The sequence below is a fragment of the Photorhabdus sp. RM96S genome, from assembly GCF_042879335.1.
Classification (GTDB): domain Bacteria; phylum Pseudomonadota; class Gammaproteobacteria; order Enterobacterales; family Enterobacteriaceae; genus Photorhabdus; species Photorhabdus kayaii.
In genome coordinates this window covers 13,057-35,959 of the sequence record NZ_JBHFKT010000004.1, presented here as the reverse complement: position 1 = coordinate 35,959, position 22,903 = coordinate 13,057, and the positions used below count along the sequence as shown (strand labels likewise).

Below are 22,903 nucleotides of genomic sequence, written 5' to 3'. Positions count from 1 at the left end.
GGTCGTATCACCAGTTTATCTAAATGCCAACATGAGAATACTGTTATTAAAAGGAACTGTCCGTATGAAAATATTGAAGATAACGCTGTCCTTATTATTTCTCTATTTTATTTACTGGGCATTTGGTGATACTTTTTTTGGCTGGCTTTTTCCTTTTTCACCTGACGAGAAGAAACAGTTGATTACGGTGGAGGGTGTCGTGCCGAAATACACAAAACCGTATGTGTCTGCGCAGTATATCTCAAAAGATTGTTTCAGATATTGTCTGGATTCCAATATGTCGTCTTTTAAGGTACCAACTTATAATGGCTTACTTGAAGGAACTTAATCCGGTTTGAGTGATCTGGCAATCGTCAAAAATAAAATGTCAACCCAACCGGACTGAGTTATGTCAATCATGGCACCTATACCGATTCACCAAGGACATTGTTTAGATTTTGGTTTTAGAGAAGAAGTATGAGTTTAATAATCGCTGATGCATTGGAATATAAAGGCAGAGTAAAAAAATTCGCCTCTGGAAACAAAAATGTCATTATACCCGTCATCTTTCAAGTTGCCTCTTTGTTGGCTGCACTCGCTCACCCCGGTCACATCGTTATCTATGCTCCCGGGGATTCGCTCCCTTGCCGTCGCGATGCATCTTGAAATCCATAGGGTATATATAAATATTAATTGTAAATTAATATTTTTAAAACAATTCTGTAATTAGCAATTGAGGAGTTAAAATGGAAATTGAATTTATTGAAGAATCTGAGCCATCAGTTGAAGTCCTTTGTAATAGTGTTGATTGTCCATAACAATTAAACTAAATCCCCTCTGATTGGATTTAGGGGGGAAGGTATATAATGATGAATCAAAGAGAAATAAATATATATTTATCAAAGTTAATATCAAATCCAAAATACTCGATAAAAATGTATGAAAATCCAAATAAATTTATGGATAAATATTATATAGCTACGGAGAGCAGAGAAGTATTAATTGATTTTTTTAAAAAAAATGGCGGAAGATTTGTTAGTTCGTCTATTTTGCAAAAAATAAAGAGAATGGGTGGTTTGAAAGCAGCACTTACCAATGTATATAAATATTTAGGTGAAGAGAAGTTTGAGTTAGAATTCGAAAAATATTTAAATAGCCTTCCTTTTAATAATGAAGTTAAAAGGAATCCTGTTATCGAATCTGAAGTTTTTTGTAGTTTCATAATCGACTCAACTGGAGATGATGTACTAAAACTAATTGCATTATATGAGAAAGAAAAGAACAGCCTTATAATTAATCTTCAAAATACGAATGATAATTGGATAGATTATACACCAAAGATTGACATAGCCCCGCTGGAAAAAGTGTTTGTTATTTCTCATCCAACAGTGAGAGTGAAAAAATTTACTAAAAACATTAGTGTATTACTAGATCTTCTTCATAAGGGAGAACCTCCTAGTATTTTGAAAGAAAATTTAATGGAAAGAGAAAGTAATATTATGTTTTATAAGAAAAACAAATCCAGAGAAATTATCTCATGTATGATAGGTGATGTTATCTGTCATATTATCTTGTCGTGTAAGAATGTAATATTAGCTAGTAATATATTTAATGAAGTGAATGAATGTTATGATATCGACAAGGATACCTTCATATCTTCTCTTAAGATGCTAAATTCAAATGGTTTAATCTTTCTTAGTGCTAAGGATATTCTCAATGAGTAAATATGAAAAGCTTGGTATTGGTGTTAACTATAAGTCATCTTTTTCGAAAGAAATTTATAAAAATATTCAACATATTGATGTTCTTGAAGTACACTCCGAAAAATTTTTTTGGGATAAGGAAGACGCTTATTTAGAAAAATGCTGTAACGAGGTACCAATTATATTTCATGGTCTTGATATGTCATTGGGAAGCGAGGAGAGCTTGGATAGTGAGTATATAAATAAATTAAAGCAGGTTGTTAATGATAAAAAACCCAAATGGTATAGTGATCATTTATCAGCGACACGGCACGGAGATATTGAGGTTGGGCATTTAATGCCAATACAATTCTCAATTGAAAATGCATGCAAAATAATAGAAAAAATAAATAAAATAAAATCACAAGTTAGTGATAGGTTTATTATTGAAAATATTACTTATTATTATGAAATGCCTTTGTCTGATTTGTCAGAAATTGAATTTATAAATAGAATAATTAAAGGTAGTGATTGTGGTATGTTGTTGGATGTTAATAATTTATATATTAATTCAATAAATCATAATTATGACCCGAAAGAATTTTTGCTAAAACTACCATTAGATCATGTTGTGGAAATTCATTTGGCTGGTGGGGCATATAAGTTTGATATGATTATAGACACTCATGCTAATGATATATGGAGTGAAGTATGGGAATTATATGAGTTTGCACTTTCAAAAACGGATGTCAGTGGTGTTATAATTGAAAGAGATTCTAATGTTGAAGACTATACTACTATTATTGATGAAATATCCATAGCTCGTGATATATATAAAAGAGTGTACGGGAAAGTAATATGAACTTTCTAATTGTTGCACATCCTGATGACGAAATTATATGGTTCAATCCAAAAGATTTTGACTATATAGTTATAGTTTTCTCTGGCAGAGAAAATAAACCGTTATTTCATAAACAAAGGAGAGATGCATTATCTGAACATCCTTATTTTTCTAAAATTATTAATTTGGGTTTAAAAGAACCTGGAGATTGGGAAAGTTTTGAAACTAATTTTTTGGATAAAAAATATTTTAAGGCCATATGTGATTCTCTAGAAAAATTAAACATTTCTGAATGTGACTCTATTACTACACATGCTGTACATGGTGAATATGGGCATTATGATCATATTGCTATCCACTATGCAGTAATTGAAATCTATGGAAAGAAGAATACTATTTATATATCTAATGGGTACAACATAGTTCAAGATGAAATATTATTTTCTAATTACATAAGTGATTATTTGAAGATAAAAAGAATCTATCAAAATCATGGTGTATGGACTTGGAATAAATATAAACTTCCTCAGGGAGTTCCTTCAACTAAACTAATAATTGATAATAGAAATTTGCGAATAGCATCTTTAGCGAGTATACCAGAAAGAGAATATAATTTACAAATTGCTATTAACTCTATCTATTCACAAATAGATGAATTAAATATATATTTAAATGGATACGAAAAGGTACCTCAATTTCTGAATAGAGATAAAATTAAAGTTTATATGAGCTATCATTTTGGGGATTTTGGTGATGCATCAAAGTTCTTCCCATTAAAAAATAAGTCTGGCTATTTATTTACGCTTGATGATGATCTAATTTATCCACCAAACTATGTTGAAAAACTTGTATTAAAAATAGAAAAGTATAAACGGCAGCAATTTATATGTGTGCATGGAAATATTATTGATAGAGATTCATTATTATCATATTATAAATATAAAAAAGGAATTCACTTTAGTCGTCCACTTGATAATGATATTGCTGTAAATATTCCAGGTACTGGTACATTGGCTTATCATTCATCATTGTGTTCATTTTCGATGGAATCTTTTCAATTAAAAAATATGTCAGATATTTGGGTTGCCGTTATCGCTAAAAAAAGAAATATAGCGATCATTTCTATTGATAGACCTGATTTTTGGATTAGAACATCAATACTAGAAACCGATCCTAATTCTATTTACAGTAATAGAGAATATTTGGATAAAAAAATATGTGAAGTGATAGAAAGAGAGGAGTTATATAAGGTATGAACAGTGAATATAAAAAAGAATTAGATACTCAAGGGTATGTCTTAATACGGGATTTTTTATGCCATAAGGAGAAAAAACTACTTAGTTCAGCAGTACAACTTCTTGATGACCGTGAAGATGTTCCCGGGGAGATAATGAAATATTATGAGTCCAGTGTGATTGATAATAATAAAATACTTAATAGAATAGAGAATTTTATTGATGAAAAAGAAGCTTTTGTTATAAAAAAAATTGAAAAAAAATCTTCTAAATTATTATCTTTAGTTATGGGTGAAGATTATTTTTTATTTAAAGACAAAATTAATTTTAAATTAAGCGGTGGTGGTGGATTCTCTCCTCATCAAGATTATCCTGCATTTACTAGATTCATTGATAAAGAAATGTTTAATGTAATGATTCCAATTGATGATACAACTATAGATAATGGTTGTTTATGTATTTCAAATAAGCCGTTTGAAAAAGAGTTAATTCCTCATAGCAAAGGTAAGGCATTGGAAAATACATATGAGAAATATAACTGGATTCCTATTCAGGCTAATGCTGGAGATCTTTTGATCTTTAGTTCATTTTTGTTGCATATGTCAAGAGAAAATCTATCTGGTAATAGGAGAAGGTGTATTTTTTTTACATACAATTGTTGTTCTGAAGGTGATCTTAGAAGTGAATATTTTGACTTTAAAAGAAAGGCTTTTCCCCCATTAGTAGAACGTGATGAAAACCATGATTATTCACAATGGATAAATAACTTAGCGAGAAAGATTTTATAATATATTTTTTATAGTAGAAATATTGTTTTCTTCCTGAATATAGAGCGAAGTGTTTATTAAATTACTAATATGGTAAATACAATGTGTATAAAAAGACGTTATTTTTATAGAGATGGGTTGTATAATGAAATTCCTGATTTTAGTATTACTCCAATCGATAATAACTTAAGTTTGATGGAGTTTCCTTATCAGATAAAATTGGATTCAAAAGTTTACTCTGATAATCTAAAAGAAATAGATATAAATTGTTATCCTAGTTTCGAAGCCAATATAATTAGAGAGAAACTATGTGAAATTAATGGTGTCAATTATGATAAAAATATTCTTCTTGGTAATGGTCTTTTGGAATTGATTCAAACAATTTTATTATCTTTTTCTACAAAAAAAACTAATCTATTAATTCCCAATCCTTCATTCTTTATGTTTACAAGATTGGCGAATATATGTCGAGTTGATGTACATAAAATTCCTTTAAATAATGATCTTAGTCTTAATGTACAAGCATTTATCCATGCGTCCCAAAAATATGAAAATTCATTAATTATTATTGATAATCCAAATAATCCGACCGGTGTATTATTTGGGGTGGATGAAATAAAATGTATTGTTGAAAACTGTAAGTGTCCTGTTGTTATTGACGAGGCATATGTGGCTTATTCATCGCAAGGTTCAAATATATTAAATCTTATTCCTGAATATGATAATCTCATTGTTCTCCGTAGTTTTTCTAAAATTGGCTTTGCCGGGCTGCGCTTTGGATATCTGTTTTCTAATCCAGATCTTATCTCATATATTAATAAGTTTTCTTTGATTTATTCATTAAGTGATATAAAAATGAAATTAGTTCTTGATATTATAAATGAAAGGAAAATTGACACGAAAAATATATCAAATGTAAAAAAATACAGAGATGTTATGATAAATAAAATGTCAAAGTTAAATGATATTGTTGTAAGTAAAAGTCAAGCTAATTTTATTTTCTTTTCAGGAGAAGCTGATAGTATTAAGTCGTTTAATAGTAAAATGATTAAAAATGGAATAAAGGTCAGTGTTTTTCCATTGGGTTACTCAAAGATTACAGATGATAGTATAAGATTTTCCATTGGAGATAAATACATAAATGGCATTGTTTTGAATATTATATTAGATAACTTTAATTGAGGTTTATATGTATTATATAATTGGGTACGAAAATGTACTTGAGTTTATTAATAAGGTTATAGGTTTACGTGGTATATCTTTTAATTATCACAATGAATTTTTCATAAAATACTCTGTTTTTGATAGAATACCTGATTCTAACATACCTCTTATAACTTCATATGAAGGTGCTTTACCATATTGTTACGACCACCTGCTTACATTAAAAGATAAATATACGAATAATTCGGAAAAGATTAATTTAATGATTATAAATAATGTATTTTATGAATGGTTATATACATTGTCAAAATATGATAAAATATATGAATTAATAAACAAGGTTATTAAGATTGTTATTATAAATAAGTTATCTTCGTATACAAATGGCACGACACAAAAAACAATTGGTCTTGCTTCTATGGATTTTAAAGATGAATTTGATTATCAGGATTTTGTTGAATTGGTTTTTCATCAATTGACCCACATGATTTTATTCATTGATGATATTGCTAATATACATATGAATGAAGATTCTAAAAGAATTCATGTAGAGGTTGAAGGGGTTAAATCTGTTTTTGGTAATAACATGTTTCCTATATATTTACTTTTCCATAGCTATATAGTCGGTGTGGAGATTCTTTCATTTAGAGCTCAATTGTTTGGATTAAATTCATCTGCAAAATATCATGGTTCTACAGATAGAATTGTGAGATTATGTAAAAAAATGTCAAGTGTTATTAAAGAAAATATAAATATGTTTTCAGGGCGTTCAAGCGAGATTTTTAAAGAGTCTTTACATTTATTAAATGTATTTGAGAATTATGAGGAAATAAAATGATATACAATGACTATCCTTTATTTAGTAATATTAAGAAGATTATTGGTTCTGACGATTATAATTTTAGTGAATTACACGATAATGAAAAAATCAAGTATATCCATAAGGATAATGTCGAACTTGGATTAAGTAAGGAAATTTATGGTAAAGTATTTTCAGATGGGGATATATATTTAATTGAATTTCATAATGATCAAAGTATTTCTGATATATCATTATGGCTCGCAAGCATATTTGGGCCACTTCTTACTTATAAGAATAGAGGTCTTAAAGAATATGAAACGATAAAATCAGTTGATAACCCCAAGTGGTTTTTTGAATCAAATATATCTCAACCGGTACATACAGATGAAGGGCATGAAGAAAAACAGCCAAATATAGTTGCACTATATTGTCAAAACCCTTCTTGTGAAGGTGGTGATAGTATATTAGTTGACTCAGATGCTGTTTATAATTTTATTTTTGAAAAGTATGGGGGGAAATCTGATATATTATTCCATGATGAATGTCTTGCCCATTTTTCTAGTAATAAATCTTTTCAAAAAAGGATATTTTCAAAAATATCGAGTAATGTTGGAATATCATTTTCACCATTACTTAATAAATTTAAATGTACCCAAGATGTTTACTCGATGCTTATGGATATTAGTGATTTTATACACCAAAAGGAAAATCAATACCGATTGCGTTTAAGTAAAAATCAATGTATTGTATTCAGCAATTATTTGTATTTGCATTCTAGGACGAAATTTCCTAAAGATTCACCAAGAAAATTGTTTAGATTTTGGTTTTAGAGAGGCAGTATGAATTTAATAATCGCTGATGCCTTGGAATATAAAGGTAGGATAAAAAAATTCGCGTCTGGGAATAAAAATGTCATTATACTCCTTTTTCTTTTGTTACTCCCGGCAAAGTTCAGTGGTGTCATTGAGGTTTTAATTACTTTATCTTCTAATATTGTTATTCCAGAGAATCACATAAAATCATTTTATTTTTCTTCCATATCTTTAATAGTTTATCTAGCATTTTATTTGATTAACCTAAGGTTTTTTCCTTCTGCAAAGGAGAATTCAGTCATCGTTTCTTTGGTAGGTAAAAAAAACTTGTTTATTTGTCGTGTTGTTTTCTTTATTTATAGTGCTTTTCCGATGGTTATTTTCTTTTTTATGGGTTTTTTCTCTGAAAATGTTAATTGTTTACATTACCTTTCATCTATGTTTTTTTTGATGGTTTCTTTTGCTGTAATTGGATTTTGCTTATTTGAGTTAAGTTTTTTGCATTTTTTTATTGTTACTGTGTTCTTTATTCTGGCGGCATCATTCAGGAATGGAATATTATATGATTTGATTTTTACATTAATTATTCCATTAGTAGCATTGATATTATATTTGAATTTCACACCATGTTACATAATTAATAGAAATAAAAAATTATTTTCATTAGTTTTTTTTCTTTGCCTTATATAATGAACCTTCGTTCTTATTTTAATAAAAATAAAATATCTGTGCTTATTATGGTATTATCTGTTCTGCTTTTATATATATTATGTGAAAGTGCTTTTTCTCAAATACCAAACAAAGCTGATTATATATTATTAATATATTCCAGTGTTGTTTTATATATATGCATGTTGTTATTCTATAATCTTTCATATATTGAAATAAATTATCTTTCATATTTGTCAAACTTTCTCTCTGTGCGGAAAATATTCTTTTTTAATTATTGTGTTTCTTTGTTTTTTTATTTTGTTTGTTTTTTGATTTTTTGTTTTCTTGTTGTTAAATCTTTTTCTGTGATTATATTTTTATCTTATGCCTTTCTTTCTATTATTGTTTCTTTTATTTCTCTTTTGAGAACACAATACACGAAAATTATTATTGTTGGTGTTATTTTCTTTTTTACGCTATTTTTAGGGGTTATTTATGCTTGAGGTTGTTGGGTTAGAAGTTGTTATTAATAGTAAGACTATTTTTTCAGAAGTTAATTGTAGTTTTCGTGTTGGATTAAACCGTATTGCGGGAGTTAATGGGGCTGGTAAAACGACTTTTCTTGCAAGTATTGCTGGCGTAAACAAGGTTAGAAAAGGAACGGTTAATTTTATAAAAAATGGAGAAAAGCATAAGTTTAGTTTGCAACGGCATGGCTTTTATATATCGGATAATGTTAATTTTTATAACTTTATTACTGGAATGGATGTGATAAATCTAAGTAAACGTTATAGGAAAAGTAATCTAAAATATCAATTGGATTACTATTTAAATGGTTTTGGTATATATAATTATTCTGGCGTTGAATATGGACAAATGTCGCTTGGGATAAAGAAGAAGTTTTTATTGACGTCCGCTTTTATTACCGATGCGGATGTTTATATTTTTGATGAGCCAACAAATGGCCTTGATTCAGATTCTATAACATTTTTAATTGAGTTGCTGATTTCTCTTGCAGAAGAGAAAGTTGTTATTTTTAGTTCTCATGATGATAGATTTTTGCAGGAATTGAACTTTATTACCTATGAAATAAAAGGTAACAAAATATCCTGTCCCTCTATTTAGAACTCAACAATGCAGTATTATATCCGCTCGTTAACATTAAACGAGCGAATACGGGTTCAATTACACGATCGCGTCAACGGCCAAATCATTTTCATCCTCACTCACGATAAACCACGGAAAATATTGGCTCTGTCGCAGCCAGCCTTTTGCGGTGATAACCCGGATTTCCCGCCCAATCGGATCATAGATATGCGTATCGGCATAGGCCCCTTTTCTGGCACTGTCATCACTCACATATCGCCAATCGTTGAGGAAATAGGGCTGATAAGTTCGTATCGTCTGACCCTTATTATCATATTCGGTGCGTCCCGTGACCGCCCAGCGCGTTTTGGTATCCTCCATTTTTGTCACCAAAGAGCCGTCTTGGTTACGTTGCCAAGCTTCGCCTGCCTCATGCCGTACAGACGCTTGCAATAGACGGCCAAAACCATCACTGAATGCGACTTGTTGACGAATTTGCTGTTCAGAATCATGGTCATAACGATCCGTGGTCAGTGTAAGGTTATGGGGAGGAAAACCGATGCTATTGGTTAACAAGTTAACCAATGGTGTGCTAGCCTGTTGACTTTGTAGCCAACGGCGGCGAGCTAGCGCGCAAATACGCCAATCTTCCGTGATAATCCGTAAATTACGCAGCGTTTTCTGCTCTTCCTGCGTTAATGTGTTGAAGGTTTCCTGACTGAATGGTGGCATCCAACTGTCTGGCGCATAGACCAGACACAGCACGACAGGGAGTGGCCCGGTCAGATCAATGGCGGTATTAACATCGGCTGGTGGAGAGAATGGTTTTTCTTCTGGTGAAGAGTAACCTGTTGCCACACCACTTTCGATCCCCCAGAAGCGTTGTGTGACAGGGCGCCCCAGTGCATCCAAGGTCATGAGATGCACATTATCATTGATATCAGTCAGTTGCACAGGTGTGAGAAAACGCCAGTCATAATTGGCTGAGACAGTCAAACCAGCAGCGTCTTGGGTTTGAGTGATGACACAGTAGTAGGTATCCCATTTCAGGGTCGTTTTCCCAGTTAACAGGGTGTTACGTTGTGCGACAGGACGCCAAAATTGTGTCTCAGTCCCGTAATCGGTATAGCCTTTACGTGCTACCCAGACTTTGTTTTCGCCGGTGCGTGGGAAAAGGTAAGGTTCTTGTTGATATCCTGCTTGTGTCAGAATGCCGGGTAATTCATCTGGCGTGATACCGCCATCGAATGCGGATAACAGGGATTCTGTCAATACCGCCGTTTCGGTAAAGGCGATTAAAGCTTGCCATGTCGGTATTTCCAATGGCGCTTGGTTTTTTCCATCGGTATAGAACGTTCGTTGCTGGTTGAGGTATTCGCGTGGTTTATCATCGGCAATCAGGCTATTTTCAGCACATAGGGCTTCCAGATTTAAACCGTCAATAGGCACATGTTTGGCATCGTAAGTAAAGGCATCACTGCGTGTACCATCCGGTAATCCCAACACTCTGAGTTCATTACCGATTAGATGGTGCCAACTGGATTGCTGGTAGGTTAACTGCAATCGCTGTTGTTGGTCGTCATAACTGCTGGCAAACAGCGTATCCGGTAGTGTATCGGGATACGGATTGGTTGTTGGTTTATTGCGGCGGGGATATTGCACTGAAACCTGTTTCAGGGGTTGTCCGAACAGGTCACTGGACAGCGTGATATCCTGATTGCACAGGGGATCACTGATAATACGTTCATAGTGATAACTACGGCTCTCGACGACTGAAGCCCAGAGCACCGGGGAAGCGGTAGTGTCATCTTGTAATTGGCGCACTTGTGGACGGGATTCAGTCACTGTATAGGGGATCTTTTGCTGTGCGCTGCCATCTAGCCCGTAGAGTTCACTACGCAGTGGCTGGCCTTTTAGTGCCCGGTTTAACCAGTACCGATTATGCTCATCTTCCGGTGTCACAGGAACATCTTTGCCCTCTTTCCAGAGAGTAAAGCGTGGCGTAAAACCGGTGAAAGCTTGCTTATCACCGCGCCAATACCCGGCGGATAGCGTATTGTCTACCTCAGGGATTCCGGTGGCATACCAGTTTTTGGTGAGTGCCGATGGTGTACGTTCCGGCGCATTACCTTGAGCCAGTTGATGGCTGTCTGTCTGCTCAACATAACCAAAGCCACGAAATTCCCGCTCATGTCCATCCCAAGCGCCGTGAGCGTAACGTAACGTGGTCACTAATTTGTTGCCGCTGATTTCATCCTCGGTTTCTGTTTGCCAAAGGGTATGGACCGGGAAGGGCAGGTAACAGACCGGTGTTTGTCCGGTCGCTAAGGCTGCGGCTTTTTCATCCAGCCAGAACTGGACAGAGCTACGGTAATGCAGGGTGTGATGAGCGCCCATATTGTTGTTCATTTCACTGAGTAACCACGGTTTCGCGTTAGTCAGATCGCAGCGCCAATGATGTGGTGCCATATGCGGTACGCTCAGGATCAGGCTGACAGCCCCTAATCCTTGTACATCGGCCACTTGTAACTGGCAAGTATCATCAAAATGCAGGCCGTCAGGAAAATGGAGTGTGAATGGTTTTGCAAAACCGTTACCACTTTCATTTCTGAAAATCTCCAGACGGTCAGCATGAACATAAATCAAATCGGCAGGACCGCTGCCGTCCAGATCGGCCAGATGAATCCGGTTAGGATTAAAATTGGCGGCAGATTGGCTGAATCCCGGCAATGTGATTGGCTGACCAAAGCGGCCATGTCCCAAATTTGGCCAGCAGGTGACTTGAGTTGCACTAACTTCAACCAGATGTGCTTGGCCCGAACCGAGTACGTCACTAAATGCCACTAACTTACGGGCATCGGCACCCGGTAACGGCAGGGTGATATCACCGGATTGCACCACATCCCGTCCTTCGGTAAAACCATCACGGTTATTAGCATACAAGCGCACGCTTTTGGGACCAATCAGCACTAAATCGGATAGCCCGGCCCCCATTAAATCGGCAAGTTGAGCGCGAGGATGAGAATATTCTATCGGCAAAGCATGTAATGGTGTAAAACGTGTCCAGCTACCATCCGGGTGTTGGCTGTGATAGCCCCTTAATCCCGGCCCGGTGATAATCCAGTCCAGTTGCCCGTCACCGTTAATATCCATCAGTGAAGCGTTATCCTGCAAAGCTGGCATGATGGGGAGGAGTTGCATTTTCCCCCAGGTAACCGCATTTACCTCTTCCCCTGCCTGACGTTGGGCAGATCGGTACCACCAGCCATTTCTATCCTGATACAGAATACCGGGTACGCCTTCTCCTTTAAGGTCAAGCAGTTGCCAGCGCTGAATGGTGTTGAAATTTGCCAGTACATCCATTGGTTGCCAGAGTGCTTTTTGTTCTGGCTCAAAAGGCTGGTAAGCCAGTTCCAGTGGTGGCAGTGAGATGACGGTATTGTTGTCCTCATGGCCTATCCGACGGACAGAAACGAGCGTGCTGATTACCGCGTTTTCATCATAATCCAGTATCAGACGTGAAACCAAAGCGGGTTCATCGTCTCCTTTTGTTTGACCAGACAGGGTTTGTAGACGGTGAAACATCAGTATTTGGCGGCATAGACGCCGGGTACGCAATTCAAAACCGTATTCATAACGGGAAAAACGGTCTTGGCGGCAAAGCCAGTGACTTATGGCTTTAAACGGCGGCATTTCAGATAAGCTGTTTTTGCGCTCACCGTAATCAAATACTAAACAGAATAACCAGCTAGATTTGAGTGGGTCATCTCCGTTTAGTGTGGGAAAAACGTCGCTGGCGGTCAGGTTACCGTAATGTACTGTTTGCAGGTAGCGCTGAACGGTTGCGTTCGGGTGGGCTGTGAGCTCGTCAGTTTCACAACCTGTTTCATCTTCGGCGCGATACTGATAATAAATCTGCTCACCGTGGGATGATACCGAGGCTTCCAACAGCCATTGTGCCGTTTGGTTAACATTGAGTGGATTGCTGATACGTGCCTGAGGATTTTTGCCCAGTAAATGGACCTGTCCGTCGGGGCTGTATATCAGCCAGAAATCGGTTGTGCCGGTTGTTTGGGGTTGCCAGTATTCCAATCGGCTAAAGTGGCTTTCCAAACGGGAGCGATAACCGGTAACGGTGAAAGTCGCCCCTAAATTGATGCCCTGCAATGAGGATTCACTGCGGATATCAGCTTGACCGCTCTCATTTAATGCTATTACCAACACTTCACCTTCTGGCCCCAGAAAAGTATCGGTTTCATCGTAATTCGGCACGCCAGTACTGGTGCGACGACGAATTGTCATGACGTTGCAATCCCAACCGAGACCAAACGGGCTGTTACCGGTTCCGCTGTTGTAATTCAAGGTGAGCGATGGGGAGTAACCCCGCCCGGCAGAAATGGGTAATGGCAGGGATAAGGCGGCCATACCATCCGGCCCGGTGGGTGTTAATGCTTCACCCATACCGGTAATGGCCCCGCCGCCCTTGGGTAATGACAGCTCGGCAACACTGAATGTCTGTGAATTCTGCATGAAAACTCCTTACAGGCTCCGATTCGGAGCCTGTTTTAGTACGTTGGGACGGTTATTTAATGGTGTAGCGAATATGCAAAATGATATCGTTCAGGGTTTTTAGCATAGTGGTTTGTTTACCTTTGTCCGGCGTTGATGCATTTGGGAAGCACAGGGTCAGCGTGCCTTGATCAATGGCGATACCTTCGAATGGCAGGAATTTGCCATCGTTGAAATCGAGCTGGAACTGGCCGCTGTCATTCATACCGTGAGAAACAGCCAACGCTTCACAGCCGTTAGCTAATCCGGCTTTATCGCCGTAAGACAATATTGCCTGCACATCCTGATAGGGTCCCAGTAGCGCGGGCAGGGTGACACTGATCTGTTTGATACGTCGAATTTTGCCAATGGATTCCGGGTAATCTTCACGGATTTTCAAATCAGCTAATGAAATGGATGCCTGTAAAGAGGTTTTAGTGTCCGTGCCAGCGCCAAATGCCAAATTATTATTGCCACTGCCGGCACTGCCTGAGCCTTCATTCACCAGCTTCTCGATTTCCTGAGTCAGGGAGAATGGACCTTTATCTTGTGGCAATCCAGCATAAACTTCGGCCAGCGACACCGTGCGTTCGACCTCCAGTGCGCGTTTATCGCGTTTCAAATGGGCATCTTCCATTTGTGCCAGACTCAACATCAAGGTTTCACCAGCAAGCAGGCCGGCATAGGTTCCTTGCCAGGCGCCCGGTTTAATAAAGCGTGCGGAGTTATCATTGAGTTCCCAACGGTAAGCCTGTTCTGCCATTAAACAACGTGTGACAGCCAAATCGTAGAACTGGAAGTAAATCGCCGCCAGTCGGCCCCGTAGCCAGTTGTACAACGCTTGATTGCTGAACTTACGTTGCAGGAAGGCCAATTGGGATTGAGTCTGTTCTTGTTGGGTTTTCAGGCTGTTTTTTTGCAATACGGAGGCTTCACGGCGTACTGCCAACGATTTAAGTTGGGCGTCGAGTTGTTTCAGCTCCGCTTCGGCATTATTACGCTGGATCTCCCACTCCTGACGGCGGCGACGGTAGGTTTCAGATTGGCTAATTTTATCCGCTTCGGTGTTCATAACATTAGCGGAGAATTCCATCACATAACCTGTTGCCTCAGCGATGGCTCCCCAACGGCTACCACCACCGGCGAAGCCGAAGATGTTAGGCACCAAATCAGCCGCCGCGCCAGCCAGACGGGATGCCTGAACTGCCGTGGTGAGCCCGGCTGCGGTCGCTCGTAGCGTCATGGCTTGGTTTTCGCCAGCGTTGATGTTTTCATCGTACAGTTTGCTGTAGCTATCAAAGCGCGATTGTGCCCCCGCTTTGGATTTTTCCAGCACGGTTTTCTCGGCATCCAATTCTTCAATGGTTTTGTCCTGAATGCTCAGGTTAGTCAATATCAGCTCTGCGGCCTGATTTTGTAATAACGCATTGAGTGCTTCCGCGTCCTGACGTTCGATAATATTTTGTAATGTGGAGCCGAACTGGGTGAGCTGGCTAACCATGCCGCGTGCATTTTCCAGCATGTGCGGGAAACGCCACAGGGACATAAATGGCTCTGGTAGATTGCCTCCGCCTTGAGATGTGGCAACCGCCGCGCTGAGTAACGCTTTCGGGTCCGCCGGCGTGGCATAGATTGGCAGATAGAGCGGCTGACCGTCGATAGAGAGGTTATGACGCAGGTTGTATACTCTCTGAGCTAATGTCTGCCAGTAATTCATCATCACTTCATTGATTTGCGGCAGGAAGAGATCGGTCAGACTGTTAGCGCTGCGTGATGATAAAGGTGTCGGTATACCCTGCCGCAGCGCGTTTATCGCGCTGGCGTAAGCATTTTGGGTAGTAATATCTGCGGCGCTGTCCAGCCGTGGATTGCCCCATGTCGTACTGAGTGACAGATAAGGCTTGTCGCCCAATAGATGCAGCGCTTGCATATACCACATCTTCGCTTCGTTAAGTGTATCTCGCTCCAGTTGGCGGTAAGCGTGATCGCCGCGTGCTATCAACAGATCAAGGGTGCGCATAAAGGTTGAGACTTTGTAGTGTATTGGATCGTGTTGTGCTACCGCGTCAGGATCGACGGAATCTAAAGGATCACTGTTCCAACTGGTATCTTCCAATAACGGGCGGACGTTCCACTGGTAGTTTTGAATCTGGCCGTGGACAATGTACCCGGATGGACTCCAGACATATTTCAGCCAGCGGTTAGCTTCGTCAAAGTTTTGTTCATGCAACAAACGTTGAGCAACCAGCATCGGGGTATAGTAGAACAGTTCCCAGAAATAAAGGCTGTTAGCGCCGCTGAAATCCATTGGTTCTGTGAAAGTGGGCACGACTCTAGCTGATGCAAGCCCTGGGAAGGTCCCACTTTTATAGGTAGTATCGAATATAGCGAGTTCATCATTATTATCCTTTTTAACAAAGCGAATAGCATTTGTTTCCTGTTTTTGATAAACCGCATAGATATAGAGATTATCTTTGTTTCCATGAGCATCATCAAAACGGGATAAGAATAATTGTATTTTTGTTGGCGCTATATCGCTTAATGTCCCTTGATAAATAGGGAATTTATCACCCGATTTAAAAATATCATAATACATAATCGTAAAGGATTTATCAGTGCCGTGGGTTTCTGGATTATATTTATCCATAACTAATTCCACGTAGGCCCCAATTCCCATCATAGGTTCCTGAATATTCTGCGTTTCCATACTCAGAATCGTATCGATTCCGGTAGTAGCGCGTGCAACCAACTGGCGGGCGAATAGAGTATTCAGGCGAATACGATAGGCTTGCCATTGCATATATTGCGCACCATTTTCATTATGGTGCAGGGTCAGGGCATTATCGGTACTCACCTTGCGGGTGACAGGAATAGTGAAACTTTCATAACCTAGCTTGCGCCCATCCTCCGCCAATGCAGTAAAGGTGACATCAATACTGGCTGAATTATTATTAAAATTCAGACCAGTGCCATCTATTTCGAGGGTATTAAATTGATAATACATTTCATCAAAACTAGGTGATGGTTGAACGGAGACATCTTTATCCGCGGTAAAATTTTTCTCTTTGCTACCCGCTTTTACTGTTACCTGAACTTTTGCAGCAGGAATTGCAGTTTTGATCTCTTCCGCGTTATAGACATCAGTAGCAATAATACGGAACCCATTATTCGTGTCCTCCATATAGAGATATTGCTTAAATAAAGGTTCTTGATTAGAAGTGTCTATAATATAGCCGTTATCACTATTGGTAACTTCTGAATATAGGCTTTTCCCCCAATTAGGAAGAAAGACACTTACTTTACCAATTTGGTTATCCCGATAAAACAGTAATCTACCCTGACTATTATTAGTGGTGTTTCCACTATATTGATAAACCGGGTATATTAACTTCTTATTTGATGTCCATTGTGTATTGACACTCAGATTGGTATAGATAATAAATTTATCACCTAATTTGCCATATTTTTTTATCAGGTCGCACTGATGACGAGTTCGCTCATCAGCTCCTTCATAGGTAATTCTTAACTTAGGTGAGATATGGATTTTTAAATCACTTGATGAGGCTTGGTAACGGATAATTGGAATATCTCCGCCATGCACCATACTGAGGTTATATTCTCCTCTGCCATAACTGTTATTGCTATTTACCGATGAAGGAATTTCATAATTCTCTGCGTAGCGGTTATTCACTCTTCTGACGCTATTAGTATCGAATTGTTGATAGCTGTTATCCCGATAAACATTGCTCTGTTCTGGGGTCATATCTTTGGATGCCATATCGGCAAAGATATATAGCCCTTGCATTGCAGCGGTTTTATAACTATCCAGTGTATCTTGTTGATTATAAAACATCACCAGCAACGTATCTTCACCCTGATAACCGGCACAATAGAGCCCAGGCGCTTTATTTTTTGCTAGTTCTAGCTTGGATATTTTTTCATTGACATCAAAGGTGATTGGCGTATTCCAGGTACCGTCATAACGGATATGTGCTAATTTCAGCTCATAACGATAATCTGTCTCGGTTTGATAGCCATCTTTACTATTTCCGGTCTGTTTGGTGATCTCCTTTTGTTCCAACCAGAGCAGATACAAGCGGGATTTGTACATTACTGGCCGAATCGTGCTTTGGTAAGGGTTAATTGGACAATCAATTTTGTGCCACTCGCTCCAGGCGTTAGCCGCGAATTTGCCATCATTGAATTTGCTGTGATCGACACTGCGCCAATAATATTCACCGGTATCAGTTTCACTGAGGCCGATAAAATAGGTCAGCCCTTGATCGTTGTTAATATTATCGTGATACGCGCTAATAACTTTAAGATTAGCCACCTGCTCAAACGATGTCAGGTAAGACATAAAGGCGTCTTCGACAGTATCGGCGTTTAATTGGCTTTGGCTGACGGATTGCAGTAATGCGTCCATCATTTTGGTTTGCCCGATGCGCATGGTCGGATCAATATAGTTTTCTGGATAGTAAACTAATTGAGAAACACCCGCCCAGGTGCTGTAGCGTTTGTTGTATTTGTCCCAGTCGATAAAGAATTGGCGGCTGATAACCCCTGAATTAGCATTTTCTTCCACATTTTCCAATGCCCGGTTGACGTACAGTTGAATGCTGGCAATGGCTTCAGCGATCCGGGTGGTTTTGATTGCAGCGGAAACTTGATTATCAATCAGTAAATATTGATACAAGTCATCACGGCTTTTAATAGCCGCCGCTGCCTTAGCAACTTGACGGATATAGTAGGTGCTTAATGCGGCACTGCGAGATTCATCCAGAAAAGCGTGTAATGTATTGGCCTGTTGTGAATTCAATCCGGCGGTTAACACGCCTGCCGCATTTTCCCACTGGGCATAGGTCGGTGTCTCTTTCATTGATTGAATATAATCCAGCCCGACCAAAGCGGAAACGCCCTGCGGGGCGACATTCAATTGTTGTGCAACATTAATCCATTGCAGGATAGTATCGATAGATGTCCAACAGGAGAACGCATTTTCTTGCGTCACTGGCGGAAGATGTTGATGGTTTTGTGCTTGAGTACTGGCTTGCAACAGCAAATTAGCATCAAGATTCATGGCGTCAGCCAGTTGTTCTGCCGTTAACGTGTTAGCTTCAAATGCCGCTAATACAGAAGAGGCTTTTTCACCTAGAGCGTTCACCCAATCTGCAAAACGCGTCAGCATGATCAATGAAAGGGCATCATGTGCAGGTATTGCCTCAGTTGACGTGCTAAACATCTCTGGTTTTGTCACAAACAGGCGGAAGGCATTTTCGTTGATGCCGGTGGAATGGTAAACCATTTCTAATTGTGCCAGAGCCTGACAATACTGAACGATATGTTCCTGCGTTTCTACTGCTTCCGATGAATCCGGCGTATATTGAGTATTCAACCAGTCCCAGAATTTTTCTGCTGTCATTGCGCCGTCGCCGGGCTGTAACTTATCTGCCCAAAGCAGTACTGAATGGGCGACATTTTCCGATGATAATTGCAAGGTGGCCGCAATATAGGGCGCCATGGCATGTAGTAAATCTGCTTTGTCTTTGTCAAAACCTTGTAAACCATGGTAGACGGCATCTAGCAGATTCTTAATTTCAGGCGTGAGCGTTTTGTTATAGCTGGTGGCGGTCATGACAAATAACTGGAATACACTCCACTTCTGTGTCTGTAACCAGCCGGTAATGGTATTGAGTTTTCTGATCAAGGTAGCCAATTGCTTATCACTGATAGCGGATAAATTAGTTTCCCCTTCACCCACAGCAACCAGCAATAAATCTAATTCATCAATGGTTAATTGATGGATTTCTGCCAGTAATTTCCCGATATATAAATTGGAAAGATTCTTTAGGCTATTTTTAATCTTTCCGTCTTTGTTATTATGGTCGGTAATTTTAAGCAAGCGGTAGAGTGAGACATCATCGATATTAAATGCACGCTTGAGTATGGTTTTGCGCCAATCGCCGGTGCTACCTAGATTTAAATCAATCTCTTCATCTCCGGTAGAAAAATATTGGCCGCTCAGTAATGGTGTATTAAACAGGCGATCAAATTGGCTAGGTTGATTATTATATGAGCGTTGTGAAATAAGCGCATTGCATAGTATTAGGGCAGTGTCAGCATTAACAGCATAACGCTGCATATAATATTTAGTCAGAAAAACTTTACCTAATACTTCTGTGTTGATATCCAGTTGTGGATTAACACTGCGCACAATGCCTTCCAGAATAGTGGGTGACAATTCTGTTGCACGGGATAAGCGAATTGCTTTATTCAGTTTTAGCAGGAAAGAGTATTGGTTATATTCCTCAACGGTAAATTTTGCGGCAGCATAGGCGTAATTAGTATTAGGAAGTACTCTTGTTAGGCCAATTTCAAAAGGTTGACTGATATCAGTGGTACTTAATGTGATATGTTCTGAATATTCTATGTTGACCTGAGGAGCTCCTTCAGTTCTAACAAGTTCTCTTTTGTCATTTAACTTGATGGATAAATAAGAGGCATTCCAGAAATCTTTGAATGTATAATTTAACTGGTAATTCTCACCACCGTGGGGAAAGAGTTCTACGTCTACTTGATAAGCATTTGTTGTATATTCGCGGGTAATCCGATATACCTTGACTGTGCCATCACTGCTATTGACTACCGGAGTAATGAGCTGGTTATTATTATATTCCTGTTGACCAAAATTGCTGGCTTTACCAATAAACTGACTAAGTTCTTCATCACTTAAATTGTAATAACGTTTAAGGTATTCCGGCATAGCCAGTGAGGCCGGTTCGATATTACCAAAATTTTTCTTATAAAGTTCTTCAGCATTACCTTCGTTAATCTCCTCCGTCAGAATATTAAACAGCTCAGGTGAGATTGAAGCGTTAATACCCAATAGGGAGGCTTGATGCATTAGCCCGGCAATTGCCGATGATGCATTGAGTTGCTCAAGCCCAGGATCTTGTAACTGGATAACTTTACGCACGTTTTCATAAGCGTCGTGATAAGGCGTTTCGCCGGAAGGACGGAAAGTGGAGAGCATTTCCATCACTTTAGTATAATTATCCAACTTAGACTCAGTTTTAATACTTTCCAATAATAGCTCGTTGGACAAAGAGAGTGTGGAAAGTTCTGTCTCCATATTTTGTTGACTGAGCGCCATTGATTTGAGATCTGGGCGGCGGGTATCCAGATAATAAACGGAGTCACTTGCGTGTAAATTGCGTGCCTCACGATAAAGCTCAGTCAAATAAGCGGCGGGGGAGAACATGGAGGAAACGGTACCCGGCGCGACATATTGACTGGCTCTGCCGCTAAATTGACTGTTATAGCCTATCAGTTCGGCATTAGAGGCGATGATGGCAAGATGTACGGCATTTTGTAATTGAGGATTAGCGCGTTTGAGGATACGCGCTTCATATAGCCGATTATCCTTTTGGGCCTGTTGTGCATCATGATATAAGTTGTTTGCTTCGGACCAAGAGAGGTGAGCAGAGACTTGCTGATGAAATTCGTTAAAAGAGCTGTGGCTAATATCTGTCAGACAGTGAAAACCACACTGGCTTTTTAATACATCAGGCATCTCTTTTACAGACTCGTTCATATTTATTCCTTTTAAATCATAAAGTAAATGAAACAGCCTTGTTTCTTTTACATCATGGATCAATAAGAAAGTGATTCCGTTCCATCGGAAGAAGGGATAATCAAAGATAGGTTTTGAGAAATCGCTGAGATAATAGTTTGCGAATGAAAAATAGACCTAATCTTGATCTCTCGGAGAATCACTATCTCACTGTTTTCTTTAAATAGCTGTTGCAAAAAAAGCAGATGCAAAATTTGCAACTGACTTGCTAATGAGCGTTGAATGGAAATGGCACTTTGTCGCTCACATAATGAACTGTGCGAGAAGGGTAAAGTTCAGTGATGGTGAATATAGATTATGTAATTTAATTGATGTTAAATATGTGATTATTTTATGTTGAACATTATGAGTGTTATTACAACCAATTGAAATATTTAATTAAATTGTTAATGTTGCCTGTTTTTTCTTAATAATAACATATGATGTTTATTTAGAAATATTATTGTGATGTAAGGGTGAATTACGTTTATTTTGCAACAATAATAAAAAATGTTTGATAACTGCTAAGAATAAAGATGATAAAACTCAATCTCAGTTAATGCATATTTCAATGTTAAATAATGCAAAGAAGAAAAGTTATTGTAATGTTTTATTGTTAATATTCCATTCTATTTCAGATGGAACAATTAATTAGAATAGAAGGATATATGATGCTATTTTGTTCAAAACACTTGAAATATTTTATGGAATCGGCGAAAAAAGAGTCATTCACTTTAGCAGCGGATACGCTTTTTATTACTCCTTCCCCCCTAAGTAGGATCATATGTCAATTGGAACAACGTGTGGGCTGTCAATTGTTTGAAAGATTGCCGGGAAGGACTAAATTGACTGAGGAAGGGATGGCCTTATATCAGGAGCTATTGCCGTGCTATGAGAGGATGCAGCGTGTTGAGGATAACTGGCATTATCGGAGAAGCGAGAGATTAACGAACGCCGGCAAACTTATTATTGGGACCAGTGGAGAATATATTAATAAAATTTCGGCAGTGATAAAAAGAGCGGTGCAACGTTATCATTATCGTGATATTTACATAAAAAACAATTTTCTGGTTGATGATTCAGCAAGAAAAGAGGCAATATTTTCTTCTTTAATGAAAGAAGATATAACCGTCTATGTGACGACTGAACATTATCCTGATAACGATAATATTATAAGAATAGATGGAACTTATCAGGTGCTGCGTCTTGCTATCGCTAATGATATTTTGGGATCGGAAAGTCATGCTGATGATATTATATCCACATTGCCTTTGGCTCAGCATAATAGCGCTTTCTTGAAACAATGTGACGGCTTTATTCCACTGAATGGTCTACCTGAGTACCAAAATTTAACTTTGCTAACTGTTCCTGATTTCTCTAATCGGTTGGATTTAGTGAGATCAGGTATCGCGATAAGTTTAATGACACCTAATGAAGCGATCTGTTCTGCTGATCTTCATAAAGGTATTACCTTTTTGAATTTTAAATCGTATCCAACACCATCAGTGAAATATTGTGCTTATACTCTTAGACACAAATATAAAGAACCATTGAATTTATTGATTTCCGATTTAATTGTCTAGGATTGATCTGAGATATTTATCATTGCATTAATTAAACCATTTGTCTGGATTAATGAAATATTATCGTGATTGAATGAAACTTTCTTGAAATTTTAATGATTGGTTGTGAAATCCCCTGAATTAAAGTTCAGGGGATCGTTT

The 22,903-nt window shown here is 38.2% G+C and carries 13 protein-coding genes and 1 pseudogene; 11 read left to right on the top strand and 3 right to left on the bottom strand.

The features are described from left to right. Positions 1 to 64: 64 nt before the first annotated feature. Positions 65 to 313 (top strand): annotated as a pseudogene (locus ACGF49_RS03345) (hypothetical protein); the annotation flags it as partial. A gap of 149 nt (positions 314 to 462) precedes the next feature. Here ACGF49_RS03345 and ACGF49_RS03340 read toward each other — a convergent pair. Beyond that, positions 463 to 591, bottom strand: a complete 129-nt coding sequence (locus tag ACGF49_RS03340) for a hypothetical protein (RefSeq protein WP_262405142.1) — start codon at positions 589 to 591, stop codon at positions 463 to 465. Positions 592 to 845: 254 nt separating this feature from the next. Between ACGF49_RS03340 and ACGF49_RS03335 the strand changes: the two genes are divergently transcribed. The 9 genes from ACGF49_RS03335 (at position 846) to ACGF49_RS03295 (ending at position 9,058) form a co-directional block, all read left to right on the top strand. Beyond that, positions 846 to 1,703 carry a hypothetical protein gene (locus ACGF49_RS03335; RefSeq protein ID WP_146748092.1) on the top strand — a complete coding sequence of 286 codons (858 nt, stop codon included), beginning with the start codon at positions 846 to 848 and terminating at the stop codon, positions 1,701 to 1,703. Continuing rightward, positions 1,696 to 2,523: a DUF692 domain-containing protein gene (locus tag ACGF49_RS03330; protein WP_271859048.1), complete on the top strand. Its 828-nt coding sequence runs from the start codon at positions 1,696 to 1,698 to the stop codon at positions 2,521 to 2,523. The genes ACGF49_RS03335 and ACGF49_RS03330 overlap by 8 nt, the downstream gene beginning before the upstream one ends. After that, the gene (locus ACGF49_RS03325) at positions 2,520 to 3,758 is read left to right on the top strand and encodes a hypothetical protein (protein ID WP_387489635.1); all 1,239 of its coding nucleotides are present in this window, start codon (positions 2,520 to 2,522) and stop codon (positions 3,756 to 3,758) included. The genes ACGF49_RS03330 and ACGF49_RS03325 overlap by 4 nt, the downstream gene beginning before the upstream one ends. Then, the gene (locus tag ACGF49_RS03320) at positions 3,755 to 4,525 is read left to right on the top strand and encodes a phytanoyl-CoA dioxygenase family protein (RefSeq protein ID WP_387489632.1); all 771 of its coding nucleotides are present in this window, start codon (positions 3,755 to 3,757) and stop codon (positions 4,523 to 4,525) included. The genes ACGF49_RS03325 and ACGF49_RS03320 overlap by 4 nt, the downstream gene beginning before the upstream one ends. A gap of 117 nt (positions 4,526 to 4,642) precedes the next feature. Further along, a complete protein-coding gene (locus tag ACGF49_RS03315; protein ID WP_191214831.1) occupies positions 4,643 to 5,686 on the top strand; it encodes a histidinol-phosphate transaminase in 1,044 nt (347 codons plus the stop codon). 7 nt (positions 5,687 to 5,693) lie between these two features. Continuing rightward, positions 5,694 to 6,506 carry a hypothetical protein gene (locus ACGF49_RS03310; RefSeq protein WP_387489628.1) on the top strand — a complete coding sequence of 271 codons (813 nt, stop codon included), beginning with the start codon at positions 5,694 to 5,696 and terminating at the stop codon, positions 6,504 to 6,506. Then, positions 6,503 to 7,300: a TauD/TfdA family dioxygenase gene (locus ACGF49_RS03305; protein ID WP_387489625.1), complete on the top strand. Its 798-nt coding sequence runs from the start codon at positions 6,503 to 6,505 to the stop codon at positions 7,298 to 7,300. The genes ACGF49_RS03310 and ACGF49_RS03305 overlap by 4 nt, the downstream gene beginning before the upstream one ends. Positions 7,301 to 7,309: 9 nt before the next feature. Beyond that, the gene (locus tag ACGF49_RS03300; RefSeq protein WP_387489622.1) at positions 7,310 to 7,972 is read left to right on the top strand and encodes a hypothetical protein; all 663 of its coding nucleotides are present in this window, start codon (positions 7,310 to 7,312) and stop codon (positions 7,970 to 7,972) included. 456 nt (positions 7,973 to 8,428) lie between these two features. Then, positions 8,429 to 9,058, top strand: coding sequence for an ATP-binding cassette domain-containing protein (locus ACGF49_RS03295; protein WP_113042138.1), 630 nt, complete (start codon positions 8,429 to 8,431; stop codon positions 9,056 to 9,058). A gap of 60 nt (positions 9,059 to 9,118) precedes the next feature. On the opposite strand, the gene ACGF49_RS03290 is transcribed toward ACGF49_RS03295, so the two are convergent. Together ACGF49_RS03290 and ACGF49_RS03285 are read right to left on the bottom strand one after the other, a co-directional pair. After that, a complete protein-coding gene (locus tag ACGF49_RS03290; protein ID WP_387489618.1) occupies positions 9,119 to 13,549 on the bottom strand; it encodes a SpvB/TcaC N-terminal domain-containing protein in 4,431 nt (1,476 codons plus the stop codon). Positions 13,550 to 13,601: 52 nt separating this feature from the next. Next, positions 13,602 to 21,161 carry a neuraminidase-like domain-containing protein gene (locus ACGF49_RS03285; protein ID WP_387489616.1) on the bottom strand — a complete coding sequence of 2,520 codons (7,560 nt, stop codon included), beginning with the start codon at positions 21,159 to 21,161 and terminating at the stop codon, positions 13,602 to 13,604. A 656-nt stretch (positions 21,162 to 21,817) separates the two neighbouring features. On the opposite strand from ACGF49_RS03285, the gene ACGF49_RS03280 reads away from it, so the two are divergent. Then, a complete protein-coding gene (locus ACGF49_RS03280) occupies positions 21,818 to 22,762 on the top strand; it encodes a LysR family transcriptional regulator (protein WP_387489613.1) in 945 nt (314 codons plus the stop codon). Positions 22,763 to 22,903: the final 141 nt, after the last annotated feature.